Annotated in this window: 13 protein-coding genes and 1 tRNA gene; all 14 read left to right on the plus strand. The window is 65.0% G+C overall.

Annotation, left to right across the window (positions count from 1 at the left end):
- Positions 1-224 (plus strand): elongation factor Tu (locus MMG85_RS17955; RefSeq protein ID WP_241047280.1); only part of this gene is annotated, 224 nt, incomplete at its 5' end.
- 149 nt (positions 225-373) lie between these two features.
- Positions 374-449, plus strand: a tRNA-Trp gene (locus MMG85_RS17960).
- 62 nt (positions 450-511) lie between these two features.
- Positions 512-901 carry a preprotein translocase subunit SecE gene (gene secE / locus MMG85_RS17965; RefSeq protein WP_055945194.1) on the plus strand — a complete coding sequence of 130 codons (390 nt, stop codon included), beginning with the start codon at positions 512-514 and terminating at the stop codon, positions 899-901.
- Positions 902-914: 13 nt separating this feature from the next.
- The gene (gene nusG, locus MMG85_RS17970) at positions 915-1,472 is read left to right on the plus strand and encodes a transcription termination/antitermination protein NusG (protein ID WP_241047281.1); all 558 of its coding nucleotides are present in this window, start codon (positions 915-917) and stop codon (positions 1,470-1,472) included.
- Positions 1,473-1,673: 201 nt separating this feature from the next.
- Positions 1,674-2,102 carry a 50S ribosomal protein L11 gene (gene rplK / locus MMG85_RS17975; protein ID WP_055945202.1) on the plus strand — a complete coding sequence of 143 codons (429 nt, stop codon included), beginning with the start codon at positions 1,674-1,676 and terminating at the stop codon, positions 2,100-2,102.
- A gap of 3 nt (positions 2,103-2,105) precedes the next feature.
- Positions 2,106-2,804: a 50S ribosomal protein L1 gene (gene rplA, locus MMG85_RS17980; RefSeq protein WP_241047282.1), complete on the plus strand. Its 699-nt coding sequence runs from the start codon at positions 2,106-2,108 to the stop codon at positions 2,802-2,804.
- Positions 2,805-3,228: 424 nt separating this feature from the next.
- Positions 3,229-3,765: a 50S ribosomal protein L10 gene (gene rplJ / locus MMG85_RS17985; protein ID WP_055945209.1), complete on the plus strand. Its 537-nt coding sequence runs from the start codon at positions 3,229-3,231 to the stop codon at positions 3,763-3,765.
- Positions 3,766-3,825: 60 nt separating this feature from the next.
- Positions 3,826-4,197: a 50S ribosomal protein L7/L12 gene (rplL, locus tag MMG85_RS17990; RefSeq protein ID WP_055945212.1), complete on the plus strand. Its 372-nt coding sequence runs from the start codon at positions 3,826-3,828 to the stop codon at positions 4,195-4,197.
- Between the two features lie 315 nt (positions 4,198-4,512).
- Positions 4,513-8,664, plus strand: a complete 4,152-nt coding sequence (gene rpoB, locus MMG85_RS17995) for a DNA-directed RNA polymerase subunit beta (RefSeq protein ID WP_241047283.1) — start codon at positions 4,513-4,515, stop codon at positions 8,662-8,664.
- 92 nt (positions 8,665-8,756) lie between these two features.
- Positions 8,757-12,989, plus strand: a complete 4,233-nt coding sequence (rpoC, locus tag MMG85_RS18000; RefSeq protein WP_055945219.1) for a DNA-directed RNA polymerase subunit beta' — start codon at positions 8,757-8,759, stop codon at positions 12,987-12,989.
- Between the two features lie 234 nt (positions 12,990-13,223).
- Positions 13,224-13,598, plus strand: coding sequence for a 30S ribosomal protein S12 (rpsL, locus tag MMG85_RS18005; protein ID WP_055945224.1), 375 nt, complete (start codon positions 13,224-13,226; stop codon positions 13,596-13,598).
- A gap of 12 nt (positions 13,599-13,610) precedes the next feature.
- Complete coding sequence (gene rpsG, locus MMG85_RS18010; RefSeq protein ID WP_055945227.1) at positions 13,611-14,078, plus strand: 30S ribosomal protein S7; 468 nt, start codon at positions 13,611-13,613, stop codon at positions 14,076-14,078.
- 174 nt (positions 14,079-14,252) lie between these two features.
- Positions 14,253-16,343, plus strand: coding sequence for an elongation factor G (gene fusA / locus MMG85_RS18015; protein ID WP_055945231.1), 2,091 nt, complete (start codon positions 14,253-14,255; stop codon positions 16,341-16,343).
- 99 nt (positions 16,344-16,442) lie between these two features.
- A partial coding sequence (locus MMG85_RS18020; protein WP_049472805.1) for a GTP-binding protein occupies positions 16,443-16,569 on the plus strand: 127 nt, incomplete at its 3' end.

Raw genomic sequence — 16,569 nt, forward strand, 5'->3', positions numbered from 1 at the left:
CCCCGTTCTTCAAGGGTTACCGTCCGCAGTTCTACTTCCGCACGACCGACATCACCGGCGCGGTGACGCTGCCGGAAGGCGTGGAGATGGTCATGCCGGGCGACAACATCAAGATGGTGGTGACGCTGATCAACCCGGTGGCGATGGACGAAGGCCTGCGTTTCGCGATCCGCGAAGGCGGCCGTACCGTCGGCGCCGGCGTGGTGGCCAAGATCATCAAGTGACGTCCTGACCCGGGCGGGCATTGCCCGCCCGGCTTTGTCAGGCCGTCATCCCCGCGAAGGCGGGGATCCAGCGGCCTGATGAAGCGACAAGGGCGGACCGGAACCTCGGTCCGCCTTCGCCGTCTAAGGGAAGGTTGTAGTTTATCGATACGCCAGTAGCTCAATTGGCAGAGCAGCGGTCTCCAAAACCGCAGGTTGGGGGTTCGAGTCCCTCCTGGCGTGCCACTTCCTTCCCCGCGGAGTCCGGAATCCCGGTACTCCTCCAGAGCTAAAGAGCGACAACTGACTTGAACAGCAAGGTCGAACAATCCAAAGCCGCCACGCCCGCGGGCGACATCGCCAAGTACGTCCTGGCGCTGGCGCTGGTCGTCGGTGGTCTGGTGGCATGGTGGTGGTTCAACGGCCAATGGGCCACGCCGGTGCGTGCGCTGGCGGTGGTGGCGGGGCTGGTGCTGGGCGCGCTGGTGTTCCTGCAGACCGGCAAGGGTCGCGACACCCGCGAGTTCCTGTCCGAGTCCCGTTTCGAGCTGCGCAAGGTCGTGTGGCCGACCCGCGAGGAGGCGACCCGTACGACGTGGGTCGTCGTCATCGTGGTGATCATTCTCAGCCTGATCCTGGCCGCCTTCGATTTCGGCATCCAGAAGGCGATCGAGCTGTTCCTGAATTTTGGTCGTTGAGGAGAGAGCCGCAGTGAAGCGTTGGTACGTCGTCCATGCCTATTCGGGCTTCGAGAAGTCGGTGGCCCAGGCCCTGCGCGACCGCATCGTCCGCGATGGCATGCAGGAGAAGTTCGGCGACGTCCTCGTCCCGACCGAAGAGGTCGTGGAGATGCGCTCCGGCCAGAAGCGCCGTTCCGAGCGCAAGTTCTTCCCCGGTTACGTGCTGGTCCAGATCGAGACCCACGACGAGGCCGGCATCCCGCGCATGGACAACGAGAGCTGGCACCTGGTGAAGGACACCTCCAAGGTGCTCGGTTTCATCGGTGGTACCGCCGACCGTCCGCTGCCGATCCGCGACGAAGAGGCGGCTGCCATCCTGGATCGCGTCCAGGAAGGCGTCGAGAAGCCCAAGCCCAAGGTGCTGTTCGAGCCGGGTGAAATGGTCCGCGTCACCGATGGTCCGTTCAACGACTTCAACGGCGTGGTCGAGGAAGTCAATTACGAGAAGAGCCGCCTGCGCGTTGCAGTGCTGATCTTCGGCCGCTCCACCCCGGTGGAGCTGGAATTCGGGCAGGTCGAGAAGGCCTGATCCGGGCGGCCCGGCGCATTCAGCCGGGTCCGTGAAACCCTGATATACTGCGCGGCTCCCTGACGGCGATGCCGGGCAGGAGCCATGGCCGCCTTCGGGTGGCCATTGGTGCGTTCAAGAAAACGCGATGTCGGGACGCGTGATTTTCCCGGTCCGATGGGGAGCCTGAAACCCAGGCGCTAGCACCCGGAGAGTACTCACATGGCAAAGAAAGTTGTCGGTTACATCAAGCTGCAGGTGAAGGCCGGCCAGGCCAACCCCTCGCCGCCGGTCGGTCCTGCGCTGGGTCAGCGCGGCCTGAACATCATGGAATTCTGCAAGGCTTTCAACGCCGCCACGCAGAAGCTGGAGCCGGGCCTGCCGATTCCGGTGGTCATCACGGCCTATTCCGACCGTACCTTCACCTTCATCACGAAGACGCCGCCGGCGTCGATCCTGCTGAAGAAGGCCGTCGGCATCACGTCCGGCTCCAAGCGCCCGAACACCGAGAAGGTGGGCAAGGTCACCCGCAAGCAGCTCGAAGACATCGCCAAGGCGAAGGAACCCGACCTGACCGCGGCCGACCTGGACGCAGCGGTGCGCACGATCGCGGGTTCGGCCCGCTCCATGGGCCTGACGGTAGAGGGTTAAGAAATGGCACAGAACAAGCGACAGAAGGCCATCCTGGCCGCCGTGACCCCCGGCAAGGCGTACGCCATTGACGAGGCCCTGAAGATCATCAAGACCGCGGTCAAGTCCAAGTTCGTCGAGTCCGTCGACGTGGCCGTGCGCCTCGGCGTGGATGCCAAGAAGTCCGACCAGCAGGTGCGCGGTTCCACCGTGCTGCCCGCCGGCACCGGCAAGTCGGTCCGCGTGGCGGTGTTCGCCCCGGCCGGCGCCAAGGCCGACGAAGCGGCCGCCGCAGGCGCCGAAGCCGTCGGCATGGACGACCTGGCCGAGAAGATGCTGGCCGGCGACATCAACTACGACGTGGTCATCGCCACGCCGGACGCGATGCGTGTGGTCGGCAAGCTGGGTACGGTGCTTGGCCCGCGTGGCCTGATGCCCAACCCGAAGGTTGGCACCGTGTCGCCGAACCCGGCCGAGGCGGTCAAGAGCGCCAAGTCGGGCCAGGTGCGCTACCGCACCGACAAGGCCGGCATCATCCACTGCACCATCGGCAAGGCCAGCTTCGAGGACGAAGCGCTGAAGTCGAACCTGCAGGCCCTGCTGATCGACCTGGTGAAGGCCAAGCCGGCCACCTCCAAGGGTCAGTACCTGCAGAAGATTTCGGTCAGCTCGACCATGGGCCCCGGCGTCACCGTCGACCAGTCCTCGCTGTCCCTGAAATAAGCAACAAACAGGAGTGAGGGGAGAGGAGTGAGAAACGAGTAGAAGCGGCACTGCCAAGGCCCGCTCGTTTTTCTTCCTCACCACTCGTTCCCAGCCTTTTGAGGGCAGTCGCCCAGGCCGGTTTCCGGCGCAGGCGACAGCCGTCAAAGACCGCAGGTGCGGTCAGCGCGCAACGACGACGGGCACGGAGGCTCGTGTTGGCAGGGAATCGCCGTCGTGGCTAGCGGGATCGCTTAATCCACCCCCGCAAGGGAGTGAACCTGCGCAGATGGTGCCGCCTTCTGGAAGTTTTCTGGTGCTGGCCGCAAGGCCGGCCAGTCAGACAGGCCACCGACGGGACCGCAAGTCCCCGGCATCCAGGATGGACGCCGTCCAGGACCGCGAGCGGCAGGAGCCGCAAGCGGAGTCAATTAGTGAGGAGTGTATGGCTCTCAATCTGTCCCAGAAGCAAGAAGTAGTCGCCGAACTGGCAGACGTCGCCGCCAAGGCGCACTCCCTGGTCGCTGCCGAATACGCAGGCACCTCGGTCACCCAGATGACCGCGATGCGCAAGAAGGCCCGCGAAACCGGCGTGTACTTGAAAGTTGTCAAGAACACGCTGGCCGTGCGTGCCGTCGCCGGTACCGAGTTCGAGGTTGTCCAGGACAAGCTCGTCGGTCCGCTGCTGTATGCGTTTTCGACCGAGGAGCCCGGCGCTGCCGGTCGCCTGATCAAGGAATTCGCCAAGGGCAACGACAAGCTGCTGCCGAAGGTCGTCTCCGTGGGTGGCCAGCTGTATCCGGCCAGCCATGTGGACGTGCTGGCATCGCTGCCGACCCGCGATCAGGCGCTGGCCATGTTGGCCCGCGTGCTGGCCGAACCTGCGTCCATGTTCGCCCGCGCCGTCAAGGCCGTGGCCGACAAGCAGGGTGGTGGTGAAGCGCCGGCGGAAGCCGCTGCCGAAGCCCCGGCCGAAGCCTGAGTTCGACGTCTTTACGGTTCTACGAACCCTAATCCCAGATAATTTCCAAAGGTAAACACAATGTCCCTTTCCAACGAACAGATCGTCGACGCCATTGCCGGCAAGACCCTGATGGAAGTGATGGAGCTGGTCAAGGCCATCGAAGAGAAGTTCGGCGTCTCCGCCGCCGCCCCGGTCGCCGCTGCTGCCGGTCCGGCCGCCGCTGCCGCCCCGGTCGAAGAGCAGACCGAGTTCACCATCGTCCTGAAGGACGCCGGTGCCAAGAAGGTCGACGTCATCAAGGCTGTCCGCGCCATCACCGGCCTGGGCCTGAAGGAAGCCAAGGACCTCACCGAAGCCGGTGGCGTGCTGAAGGAAGGCATCTCGAAGGAAGACGCCGACAAGTTCAAGAAGGACCTCGAAGCCGCTGGTGCGAGCGTCGAAGTCAAGTAAGTCGTATCCGTCGCCGGTCCACTCAGGCGACAACCCGAGGCCGGGGGCGAAAGCCCCTGGCCTTCGGTCGTTTCAACGGGAAGAGGGAATAGGGAATAGGGAATCGCAAGAGCGCAACGTCGTCGTCCGCTCGCCAGCGATTCTCCATTCCCTATTCCCGATTCCCGCCCAAACGAGTTTGTAGTTGGAAGTAGCGGCAGAAGGCGTGCTGGTGCCGGCAATACCAGCGACTTCCAACTGGAAATTCCCCCGTTCGAAAGAATGTCACCCGTGTGGTCGCGGACGCGCGCCCCACGCCGCCAGAGGCACAGTCACATGACGACATATTCGTTCACCGAAAAGAAGCGCATCCGCAAGGATTTCGGCAAGCAGCGGTCGATCCTCGAGGTCCCGTTCCTGCTCGCCATCCAGGTCGATTCCTACCGTGAGTTCCTGCAGGAGCACACCGACGCCGCCAAGCGCGAAGACCGTGGCCTGCATGCCGCGCTGAAGTCGGTCTTCCCGATCGCCAGCTACAGCGGCAACGCCGCGCTGGAATACGTCGGCTACAAGCTCGGCGAGCCCGTGTTCGACGAGCGCGAGTGCCGCAACCGTGGCCTGAGCTACGGTGCTCCGCTGCGCGTGACCGTGCGCCTGGTGATCTACGACCGCGAGTCGTCGACCAAGGCCATCAAGTACGTGAAGGAGCAGGAGGTCTACCTGGGCGAGATCCCGCTCATGACCGACAACGGCACCTTCATCGTCAACGGCACCGAGCGCGTCATCGTCTCGCAGCTGCACCGTTCGCCGGGCGTGTTCTTCGACCACGACCGCGGCAAGACGCACAGCTCGGGCAAGCTGCTGTACAGCGCCCGCATCATTCCCTATCGCGGCTCCTGGCTGGACTTCGAGTTCGACCCGAAGGACGCGCTGTTCACCCGTATCGACCGTCGCCGCAAGCTGCCGGTCTCGATCCTGCTGCGCGCGCTGGGCTACAACAACGAAGAAATGCTCAACGAGTTCTTCGACGTCAACACCTTCCACATCCTGCCGGAAGGCGTGCAGCTGGAGCTGGTCGCCGAGCGCCTGCGCGGCGAGACGCTGAACTTCGACCTGGCCGATGGCGACAAGGTCATCGTGGAAGCCGGCAAGCGCATTACCGCGCGCCACGTGAAGCAGCTTGAGCAGTCCGGCATCGCCGCACTGGCCGTGCCGGACGAATACCTGGTCGGCCGCATCCTGTCGCACGACGTGATCGACGCCAACACCGGCGAGCTGCTGGCCGCCGCCAACGACGAGATCACCGACGACCAGCTGGCCAAGTTCCGGAAGGCCGGCGTGGACGCCGTGGGCACGCTGTGGGTCAACGACCTGGATCGCGGCCCGTACCTGTCCAACACCCTGCGCATCGACCCGACCAAGACCCAGCTGGAAGCGCTGGTCGAGATCTACCGCATGATGCGTCCCGGCGAGCCGCCGACCAAGGACGCCGCCCAGAACCTGTTCCACAACCTGTTCTTCACCTTCGAGCGCTACGACCTGTCCAACGTCGGTCGCATGAAGTTCAACCGCCGCGTGGGCCGCAAGGAAACCACCGGCGAAGCCGTGCTGTACGACAAGAAGTACTTCGGCGCGCGCAATGACGAAGAGGCCAAGCGCCTGGTCGCCAGCCTGGGCGAGACCTCGGACATCCTGGACGTCATCAAGGTCCTGACCGAGATCCGCAATGGCCGCGGCACCGTGGACGACATCGACCACCTGGGCAACCGCCGCGTGCGTTCGGTCGGCGAAATGGCCGAGAACGTGTTCCGCGTGGGCCTGGTCCGCGTCGAGCGCGCGGTGAAGGAGCGCCTGTCGATGGCCGAGTCCGAAGGCCTGACCCCGCAGGAGCTGATCAACGCCAAGCCGGTGGCCGCCGCGATCAAGGAGTTCTTCGGCTCCTCGCAGCTGTCGCAGTTCATGGACCAGAACAACCCGCTGTCGGAAGTCACCCACAAGCGTCGCGTCTCGGCCCTGGGCCCGGGCGGCCTGACCCGCGAGCGCGCCGGCTTCGAAGTCCGCGACGTGCACCCGACCCATTACGGCCGCGTCTGCACCATCGAGACGCCGGAAGGCCCGAACATCGGCCTGATCAACTCGCTGGCCGTGTACGCGCGCACCAACAGCTACGGCTTCCTCGAGACCCCGTACCGCAAGGTCGTGGACGGCACCATCACCGACGAGATCGAGTACCTGTCGGCGATCGAGGAGAACGAGTACGTCATCGCGCAGGCCAACGCGCTGCATGACGCCAAGAGCCGCCTGACCGAGCAGTTCGTGCCGTGCCGTTACCAGGGCGAATCGCTGCTCAAGCCGCCGGGCGAAGTGGACTACATGGACGTCTCGCCCATGCAGACCGTGTCGGTCGCGGCGGCGCTGGTGCCGTTCCTTGAGCACGATGACGCCAACCGCGCACTGATGGGCGCCAACATGCAGCGCCAGGCCGTGCCGACGCTGCGTGCGCAGAAGCCGCTGGTCGGTACCGGCATCGAGCGCGCCGTGGCGCGCGACTCCGGCGTGACCGTCAACGCCCGCCGTGGCGGCGTGGTCGAGCAGATCGACGCCGGCCGCATCGTGGTGAAGGTCAACGAGGTCGAGATCTCCGGCGAAACCGATGCCGGCGTCGACATCTACTCGCTGATCAAGTACACGCGCTCCAACCAGAACACCTGCATCAACCAGCGTCCGCTGGTGAACGTGGGCGACGTGGTCGCGCGCGGCGACGTGCTGGCCGACGGTCCCTCGACCGACATCGGCGAGCTGGCGCTGGGCCAGAACATGCTGATCGCGTTCATGCCGTGGAACGGCTACAACTTCGAAGACTCCATCCTGCTCTCCGAGCGCGTGGTGGAAGAGGATCGCTACACCACGATCCACATCGAAGAGCTGACCTGCGTCGCGCGCGACACCAAGCTGGGTCCGGAGGAAATCTCCGCCGACATCCCGAACGTCTCCGAGCAGGCGCTGAACCGCCTCGACGAGAGCGGCGTCGTGTACATCGGCGCCGAAGTGCGCGCCGGCGACATCATGGTCGGCAAGGTCACGCCGAAGGGCGAGAGCCAGCTGACCCCGGAAGAGAAGCTGCTGCGCGCGATCTTCGGCGAGAAGGCCTCCGACGTGAAGGACAGCTCGCTGCGCGTGCCGCCGGGCATGGACGGCACCGTCATCGACGTGCAGGTCTTCACCCGCGATGGCATCGAGAAGGACAAGCGCGCGCGCCAGATCGAGGAAAACGAGATCAAGCGCGTCAAGAAGGACTTCGACGACCAGTTCCGTATCCTCGAAGGCGCCATCTACGCCCGCCTGCGCTCGCAGCTGGTCGGCAAGGTCGCCAACGGCGGTCCGGGCGCGCTGAAGAAGGGCGACGCCATCACCGACGCCTACCTCGACAGCCTGAAGAAGGCCGAGTGGTTCACCCTGCGCATGAAGGACGATGATGCGTCCGACGCCATCGAGCGCGCCCAGATGCAGATCCAGGCGCACGAGAAGGAATTCGAGCGTCGCTTCGCCGACAAGCGCGGCAAGATCACCGCCGGCGACGACCTCGCCCCGGGCGTGCTGAAGATGGTCAAGGTCTATCTGGCCGTGAAGCGCCGCATCCAGCCGGGCGACAAGATGGCCGGCCGCCACGGCAACAAGGGTGTCGTCTCGACGATCGTGCCGGTCGAGGACATGCCCTACATGGCCACGGGCGAGACCGTCGACATCGTGCTGAACCCGCTGGGCGTGCCGTCGCGCATGAACATCGGCCAGGTGCTGGAAGTGCACCTGGGCTGGGCCGCCAAGGGACTGGGTCGCAAGATCCAGAACATGCTGGAAGCCCAGGCCAAGGTCGCCGACCTGCGCAAGTTCCTGACCCAGATCTACAACCACGACCAGAAGCTGGGCGAGGACCGCGTGGACCTGGACCAGTTCAGCGATGCCGAACTGATCGCGCTGGCCAAGAACCTGACCGACGGCGTGCCGATGGCCACCCCGGTGTTCGACGGTGCGGCGGAAACCGAGATCAAGCACATGCTCGAACTCGCCGACCTGCCGATCAGCGGCCAGACGCAGCTGTACGACGGTCGCACCGGCGAGGCGTTCGATCGCCACACCACGGTCGGCTACATGCACATGCTGAAGCTGAACCACCTGGTCGACGACAAGATGCACGCGCGTTCGACCGGACCGTACTCGCTCGTCACCCAGCAGCCGCTGGGCGGCAAGGCGCAGTTCGGCGGCCAGCGCTTCGGTGAAATGGAAGTCTGGGCGCTGGAAGCCTACGGCGCGGCGCACACCCTGCAGGAAATGCTGACGGTCAAGTCCGACGACGTGCAGGGTCGCAACCAGATGTACAAGAACATCGTCGATGGTGCCCACGAGATGGTCGCGGGCATGCCGGAATCCTTCAACGTGCTGGTGAAGGAAATCCGCTCGCTCGCCATCAACATGGAACTGGAAGACTGACCGCCGTGGCGCGGCGGCACTGACCTGCCGCTGCGCCGTTCGTCCCCGGTCAACCCGCCATCGACAAAGCTTCCTCCTGACGGAGAAACAAAATGAAAGACCTGCTCAACCTCTTCAACCAGCAGCGCCAGACGCTGGACTTCGATGCGATCAAGATCGCGCTGGCCTCGCCGGACCTGATCCGTTCGTGGTCCTTCGGCGAAGTGAAGAAGCCGGAAACCATCAACTACCGTACCTTCAAGCCGGAACGCGACGGCCTGTTCTGCTCGGCCATCTTCGGCCCTATCAAGGACTACGAGTGCCTGTGCGGCAAGTACAAGCGCATGAAGCACCGCGGCGTGGTCTGCGAGAAGTGCGGCACGGAAGTGACGCTGGCCAAGGTGCGCCGCGAGCGCATGGGCCACATCGACCTGGCCAGCCCGGTTGCGCACATCTGGTTCCTCAAGTCGCTGCCCTCGCGCATCGGCCTGATGCTGGACATGACCCTGCGCGACATCGAGCGCGTGCTGTACTTCGAAGCCTATGTCGTCACCGAGCCGGGCCTGACCTCGCTCGAGCGCCGCCAGCTGCTGACCGAAGAGCAGTTCATGCAGGCGCGCCAGGAACACGGCGACGACTTCGACGCCGCCATGGGCGCCGAGGCGGTCTACGACCTGCTGCGCACGATCGACCTGCAGGCCGAGATGGTCAACCTGCGCGAGGACATCGCCAGCACCGGTTCGGAGACCAAGCTCAAGCGCCTCACCAAGCGCATCAAGCTGATGGAAGCGTTCCTGGAGTCGGGCAACCGTCCGGAATGGATGGTCATGACCGTGCTGCCGGTGCTGCCGCCGGACCTGCGTCCGCTGGTCCCGCTGGATGGCGGCCGCTTCGCGACCTCCGACCTCAACGATCTGTACCGCCGCGTCATCAACCGCAACAACCGCCTGCGCCGCCTGCTGGAGCTCAACGCCCCGGACATCATCGTGCGCAACGAAAAGCGCATGCTGCAGGAGTCGGTTGACGCCCTGATGGACAACGGCCGCCGCGGCCGCGCCATCACCGGCACCAACAAGCGCCCGCTGAAGTCGCTGGCCGACATGATCAAGGGCAAGCAGGGCCGCTTCCGCCAGAACCTGCTGGGCAAGCGCGTCGACTACTCGGGCCGTTCGGTCATCGTGGTCGGCCCGACCCTGCGCCTGCACGAGTGCGGCCTGCCGAAGAAGATGGCGCTGGAACTGTTCAAGCCGTTCGTGTTCGCCAAGCTGCAGCGTCGTGGCCTGGCCACCACCATCAAGGCCGCCAAGAAGCTGGTCGAGCGCGAAGAAGCCGACGTCTGGGACATCCTGGAAGAGGTCATCCGCGAGCACCCGGTGCTGCTGAACCGTGCGCCGACGCTGCACCGCCTGGGCATCCAGGCGTTCGAGCCGGTGTTGATCGAAGGCAAGGCCATCCAGCTGCACCCGCTGGTCTGCACCGCGTTCAACGCCGACTTCGACGGTGACCAGATGGCCGTGCACGTGCCGCTGTCGCTGGAAGCGCAGCTGGAAGCGCGCGCGCTGATGATGTCGTCCAACAACATCCTGTCGCCGGCCAACGGCGAGCCGATCATCGTGCCGTCGCAGGACGTCGTGCTGGGCCTGTACTACATGACCCGCGCGCTGGAGAACAAGAAGGGCGAGGGCATGGCCTTCGCCAACATCGCCGAGGTCAAGCGCGCCTACGACAACCGTGCCGTCGAGCTGCACGCCAAAGTCAAGGTCCGCATCAGCGGCACCGTGATCGACGAGGACGGCGGCCGCAGCCAGCAGAGCAGCATCGTGGACACCACGATCGGTCGCGCGCTGCTGGCCGAGATCCTGCCGGAAGGCCTGCCGTTCGCCCTGGTCAATACCGAGTTGAACAAGAAGGCCATCAGCCGCCTGATCAACTCCAGCTACCGCATGCTGGGCCTGAAGGACACGGTCGTGTTCGCCGACAAGCTGATGTACACCGGCTTCGCGTACGCCACGCGCGCCGGCGTGTCCATCGGCATCGACGACATGCTGATCCCGGCCGAGAAGAAGGGCATCCTGGGCGAAGCCGAACAGGAAGTGCTGGAGATCCAGGAGCAGTACCAGAGCGGTCTGGTCACCGCCGGCGAGCGCTACAACAAGGTGGTCGACATCTGGTCGCGCACCAACGAGCGCATCGCCAAGGCGATGATGGACACCATCGGTACCGACAAGGTGCAGAACGCCAAGGGCGAGACCATCAACGAAAAGTCGATGAACTCGCTGTACATCATGGCCGACTCCGGCGCCCGTGGTAGCCAGGCGCAGATCCGCCAGCTGGCCGGCATGCGCGGCCTGATGGCCCGTCCCGACGGTTCGATCATCGAGACGCCCATCAAGGCGAACTTCCGCGAAGGCCTGAACGTGCAGGAGTACTTCAACTCCACCCACGGCGCCCGCAAGGGTCTGGCCGATACCGCGCTGAAGACGGCGAACTCCGGTTACCTGACCCGCCGCCTTGTCGACGTGGCGCAGGACGTGGTGATCACCGAAGTCGACTGCGGTGGCAACGAAGGCCTGACCATGACCCCGATCGTGGAAGGCGGCGACGTGGTCGAGCCGCTGCGCGACCGCGTGCTGGGCCGCATCGTGGCCGAGGACGTGTTCCTGCCGGGCAACGACGAGGATCCGATCGTCACCCGCAACACGCTGCTGGACGAAGCGTGGGTGCAGAAGCTGGAAGATGCCGGCGTGCAGGCCCTGAAGGTGCGTTCCACCATCACCTGCGAATCGACCTTCGGCGTGTGCGCGCACTGCTACGGCCGCGACCTGGCCCGTGGCCACATCGTCAACATCGGCGAAGCGGTCGGCGTCATCGCCGCGCAGTCGATCGGCGAGCCCGGCACCCAGCTGACCATGCGTACGTTCCACATCGGTGGTGCGGCATCGCGTGCGGCGGCGGTGGACAACATCACCGTCAAGACGACCGGCTCGATCAAGTTCAACAACCTCAAGTTCGTCGAACACGCCAACGGCAGCCTGGTCGCGGTCTCGCGCTCGGGCGAACTGTCGGTGCTCGACGGCCACGGTCGCGAGCGCGAGCGCTACAAGCTGCCCTACGGCGCCACCATCAACGTCAAGGACGGCGCCCAGATCACCGCCGGCCAGGCCGTGGCCAACTGGGACCCGCATAACCACCCGATCGTGTCGGAAGTGGCCGGTTTCGTGCGCTTCGTGGACTTCGTCGACGGCGTCACCGTCATCGAGAAGACCGACGACCTGACCGGCCTTGCGTCGCGCGAGATCACCGATCCCAAGCGTCGCGGTTCGCAGGGCAAGGACCTGCGTCCGATCGTCCGCATCGTGGACAAGGACGGCAAGGACCTGAGCATCCCGGGTACCGACCTGCCGGCGCAGTACCTGCTGCCGCCGCGTTCGATCGTCAACCTGCAGGACGGCGCGCCCGTCGGCGTGGGCGACGTGGTCACCAAGGTGCCGCAGGAAGCGTCCAAGACCCGCGACATCACCGGTGGTCTGCCGCGCGTGGCCGATCTGTTCGAAGCCCGCAAGCCGAAGGACCCGGCGATCCTGGCCGAGCGCTCCGGCGTCATCAGCTTCGGCAAGGACACCAAGGGCAAGCAGCGCCTGATCATCAAGGACACCGACGGTTCCGAGCACGAGGAGCTGATCCCGAAGTTCCGCCAGATCATCGTGTTCGAAGGCGAGCACGTGGCCAAGGGCGAAACCATCGTGGACGGCGAGCCGAGCCCGCAGGACATCCTGCGCCTGCTGGGTGTCGAGCCGCTGGCGGCCTACCTGGTCAAGGAAATCCAGGACGTCTACCGCCTGCAGGGCGTGAAGATCAACGACAAGCACATCGAGGTGATCACCCGCCAGATGCTGCGCAAGGTGGAAATCACCGATGCCGGCAACAGCAAGTTCCTGGCAGGCGAGCAGATCGAGAAGCAGCGCTTCATCGAAGAGAACGCCAAGCTGATCGCCCGCAACGAGCTGCCGGCCAAGTACGACCCGGTGCTGCTGGGCATCACCAAGGCGTCGCTGGCGACCGAGTCGTTCATCTCGGCGGCCTCCTTCCAGGAGACCACCCGCGTGCTGACCGAAGCGGCCGTCCGCGGCACCCGTGACAGCCTGCGCGGCCTGAAGGAAAACGTCATCGTGGGTCGCCTGATCCCGGCCGGTACCGGCCTGGCGTACCACAACCAGCGTCGCCGCAACGCCTCCGGTCTGACAGAGGCCGAGGTGAACGCACTGTCGGGCGGCGTCGCCGAGGCGGCTCCGGCCGCCGCGGTCGCCACCACCGACGAAGCCGGCGAGGAGTCCAGCGCCAGCTAAACCGTACGACCTGACGGCCTCCGGGCTGTCCCAGACCACGAAAAGAGGCGCAGGATGCGCCTCGTTTTCGGCCCAGGAAGGGCGGGATCGCAGTCAGTTGGCAGGCACCCACCTCCGTCGCGTTGACGGTCGGGCGGGTTGCCGGCTATACTTTTCCGTCTAGGTGGGCCGTCTTGCGGCCTGCCTTCGTTTTCATGTCAAACAAGGCTCCGGCCTTCACACGAAGAACCCACTATGGCAACCGTCAATCAGCTGGTCCGCAAGCCGCGGCAGGCCCCCACGTACAAGAGCCAGTCGCCCGCGCTGGACAACTGCCCGCAGCGTCGCGGCGTATGCACCCGCGTCTATACGACGACCCCGAAGAAGCCGAACTCGGCCCTTCGCAAGGTCGCCAAGGTGCGCCTGACCAACCAGGAAGAAATCATCAGCTACATCGGCGGTGAAGGTCACAACCTGCAGGAGCACTCCGTGGTGCTCGTGCGTGGCGGTCGCGTGAAGGACCTGCCGGGCGTGCGCTACCACACCGTGCGCGGCTCGCTCGACGCCTCCGGCGTCGCCAAGCGTCGCCAGGGCCGTTCTAAGTACGGCGCCAAGCGTCCCAAGGCTTAAGGAAAAAGAATCATGTCGCGCAAAGGCTCTGCCCCCCAACGTGAAATCCTGCCGGACCCCAAGCACGGCAGCCAGACGATTGCCCGCTTCATCAACATGGTGATGCTGAGCGGCAAGAAGTCGGTCGCCGAGAAGATCGTGTACGGCGCCATGGACGTCATCGGCGAAAAGAACCCCAACGCCCTCGAGCTGGTCGAGAAGGCGCTGGACAACGTGTCCCCGGCGGTCGAAGTGAAGTCGCGCCGCGTCGGCGGCGCCACCTACCAGGTGCCGGTCGAAGTGCGTTCCTCGCGCCGCATGGCGCTGGCGATGCGCTGGCTGATCGAGTCCGCGCGCAAGCGTGGCGAGAACACCATGCCGCGCAAGCTGGCCGCCGAGCTGCTGGACGCCTCCGAGAACCGTGGCGGCGCCATCAAGAAGCGTGAAGAGACCCACCGCATGGCGGAAGCGAACAAGGCGTTCGCGCACTACCGCTGGTAACGGCCTCCGGGCCCTTGCGTGCAAGGGCCTTCGGCACCATCTAGGTGTCCCTGGGGCGCACTCCAGTGTCCCGTCCCGAAGGCCGCCGAAAGGCGGCATTCGGCCATCTAAAGATCGCCCTCCACGGAAGGCCCTGGCATCCCGCCGGCCCTCCATCAGAAAAGAGAGACTGTCGTGGCTCGCACCACTCCCATCGAGCGTTACCGCAATTTCGGCATCATGGCGCACATCGACGCCGGCAAGACCACCACGTCCGAGCGCATCCTGTTCTACACCGGCGTCAGCCACAAGATCGGTGAAGTGCACGACGGCGCCGCGACCATGGACTGGATGGAGCAGGAGCAGGAGCGCGGCATCACCATCACGTCCGCCGCCACCACGGCGTTCTGGACCGGCATGGACAAGTCCCTGCCGCAGCACCGCTTCAACATCATCGATACCCCCGGCCACGTCGACTTCACCATCGAAGTCGAGCGCTCGCTGCGCGTGCTCGACGGCGCGGTGTTCGTGCTGTGCGCCGTCGGCGGCGTGCAGCCGCAGTCCGAGACCGTGTGGCGCCAGGCCAACAAGTACGCCGTGCCGCGCCTCGCGTTCGTCAACAAGATGGACCGCACCGGTGCCGACTTCTTCAAGGTCGTCGACCAGCTGAAGACGCGCCTGGGTGCCTACCCGGTGCCGATGCAGGTGCCGGTCGGTGCTGAAGACGGCTTCGAGGGCGTCATCGACCTGCTGAAGATGAAGTACATCCACTGGGATGTCGCTTCGCAGGGCACCAAGTTCGAATACCGCGATATTCCGGCCGAGCTGGCCGACAAGGCGGCGTCGGATCGCGCCTTCATGGTGGAAGCGGCGGCGGAAGCCAGCGAAGAGCTGATGGACAAGTACCTCAACGAGGGTGACCTGTCCGAAGCCGAGATCATTGCCGGTCTGCGCGAGCGCACCCTGAAGGTCGAAGTGATCCCGGTCTACTGCGGCTCCGCGTTCAAGAACAAGGGCGTGCAGGCCATGCTGGACGGCGTGATCCAGCTGCTGCCGTCGCCGACCGATCGTCCGCCGGTGCAGGGCATCGACGAGAACGAGAAGGAAGACAGCCGCAAGGCGGGCGACAACGAGCCGTTCTCGGCGCTGGCGTTCAAGATCATGACGGATCCGTTCGTGGGTTCGCTGACGTTCTTCCGCGTCTACTCGGGCGTGCTGAACTCCGGCGACGCGGTCTACAACCCGGTCAAGTCGAAGAAGGAGCGCGTGGGCCGCATCCTGCAGATGCACTCCAACCAGCGCGACGAGATCAAGGAAGTGCGCGCCGGCGACATCGCGGCGGCCGTGGGCCTGAAGGACGTCACCACGGGTGACACGCTGTGCTCGCTCGACCACATCATCACGCTGGAGCGCATGGTGTTCCCGGAGCCCGTCATCTCGATGGCGGTGGAGCCGAAGACCAAGTCCGACCAGGAGAAGATGGGTCTGGCCCTGGGCCGTCTGGCGCAGGAAGATCCCTCGTTCCGCGTCAAGACCGACGAGGAATCCGGCCAGACGATCATCTCGGGCATGGGCGAGCTGCATCTGGAAATCCTGGTGGACCGCATGAAGCGCGAGTTCAACGTGGAAGCCAACGTCGGCAAGCCGCAGGTGGCCTACCGCGAAACGATCCGCAAGTCGGTCAAGCAGGACGGCAAGTTCGTGCGCCAGTCGGGCGGTCGCGGCCAGTACGGCCACATCGTCATCGAGATGTCGCCGGTCGAGCGTGGCGTCGGCTTCTCGTACGAGAGCGCCATCGTCGGCGGCGTCGTGCCGAAGGAATACGTGGCGGCGGCAGGCAAGGGCATCGAAGACGCCATGAAGAGCGGTCCGCTGGCCGGCTTCCCGGTGGTCGACATCGCGATCAAGGCGGTCGACGGCTCGTTCCATGACGTCGACTCCAACGAAATGGCGTTCAAGGTCGCCGGCTCGATGGCCTTCAAGGAAGCCTTCAGCAAGGCCCAGCCGGTCCTGCTGGAGCCGATGATGAAGGTCGAGATCGTCACCCCGGAAGACTACCTGGGCGACGTGATGGGCGACGTCAGCCGTCGTCGCGGCATCCTGCAGGGTCAGGACGACAGTCCGTCCGGCAAGGTGATCGCCGCGATGGTGCCGCTGGGCGAAATGTTCGGCTACGCCACCACGCTGCGTTCGATGTCGCAGGGTCGCGCGACGTTCTCGATGGAGTTCGACCACTACGCGGAAGCGCCGGCCAACATCGCCGACGCGGTCGTCAAGAAGAACTAAAAGCCGTGATTGGTGATGCGTGACTCGTGATTCGCAAGAGCACGGGTCCCGCTTCAAGCCAGTCACTAATCACGAATCACGAATACAGAGGTAAAGACAATGGCAAAGGGTAAGTTCGAACGCACCAAGCCCCACGTGAACGTGGGCACGATTGGTCACGTTGACCACGGCAAGACGACGCTGACGGCGGCGCTGACGAAGATCGGCGCGGAGCGTTTCGGTGGCG

Origin of the sequence: Pseudoxanthomonas sp. LH2527 (assembly GCF_022539275.1) — a bacterium.
Classification (GTDB): Bacteria; Pseudomonadota; Gammaproteobacteria; order Xanthomonadales; family Xanthomonadaceae; genus Pseudoxanthomonas_A.